General features: G+C 63.8%; 1 protein-coding gene. It reads left to right on the plus strand.

Annotation, left to right across the window (positions count from 1 at the left end):
* Positions 1–54 precede the first annotated feature (54 nt).
* Positions 55–1,108: IS66 family transposase (gene tnpC / locus Q0601_RS24605; protein ID WP_305292846.1), on the plus strand; the 1,054-nt coding region annotated here is incomplete at its 3' end.

The raw sequence follows: 1,108 nt of genomic DNA on the forward strand, positions 1-1,108 counted from the left end.
GCCAGCACGCTCTGCCCCTGTGGATGCGGCGAGATGGCCAGGATCGGGGAAGACGTGTCCGAACGGCTGGACGTGATACCTGCGCAGTTCCGTGTGCTGGTCACGCGGCGCCCGAAATATGCCTGCCGCCGCTGCTCGCAAGCCGTGACGCAGGCGCATGCGCCCGAACATGTCGTGCCCGGCGGCCTGCCCACGGAGCCCTTCATCGCCTGGATCATTGTCTCGAAATTTGGCGACCACCTTCCGTTTTACCGGCAGGCCGAAATCTTCAAGCGGCAAGGGATCAACCTGGACCGCGGGACGCTCGGCAACTGGGTCGGCCGCGCCTGTTTCCACCTGATGCCCGTCATCAACCACATGCGCGCCCATCTGCGCAGTGCAGACCGCATCTTCGTGGATGAAACCCGCGCGCCGGTGCTGGACCCGGGCCGAAAGACCACCAAGAGCGGTTATTTCTGGGCCGTCGTATCCGATGATCGCGGCCATGGCGGTGCTGGCCCACCCATCGTGCTGTTCCATTACGCTCCCGGGCGGGGCAAGGCGCACCCGCTGAACTTCCTCGCCGGGTATCAGGGTCGCTTCCTGCAATGCGACGCCTACCAGTCCTACAATGCGATGACCGAGATCGCGCGCGACAATGGCCCGTGGCAACTGGTCTATTGCTGGACCCATGTCCGCCGCCGCTTCGTAAAGCGCTTCGAGAGCGATCGCTCACCCATTGCCGAGGAAATGCTGCGCCAGATCGCGCGGCTCTATCAGATCGAGAAGTCCGTGCGGGGCAAGGAGGCCGCTATGCGCCTCGCCGCCCGGCGCGAGCATTCGGCTCCGATCATTGCGGCATTGAAACCCTGGCTGGAAGCCCAGCTCTCGCGCATCCCACAGAAATCCCAGCTCGCCGAGGACATCCGCTACACGCTGGGGCATTGGCCCGGCCTGATCCGCTTCCTCGACGATGGCACGCTGGAGCTCGACACCAATCCGGTCGAGAACCAGATCAGGCCGATTGCCCTGACAAGAAAGAATGCACTCTTCGCCGGGAATGAAGTCGGCGCCGAAAACTGGGCTATGCTCGCCTCGCTGGTCGCTACCTGCAAGATGTCCGACGTGA

The organism is Paracoccus wurundjeri (assembly GCF_030678915.1).
GTDB classification, from domain to species: Bacteria; Pseudomonadota; Alphaproteobacteria; order Rhodobacterales; family Rhodobacteraceae; genus Paracoccus; species Paracoccus onubensis_A.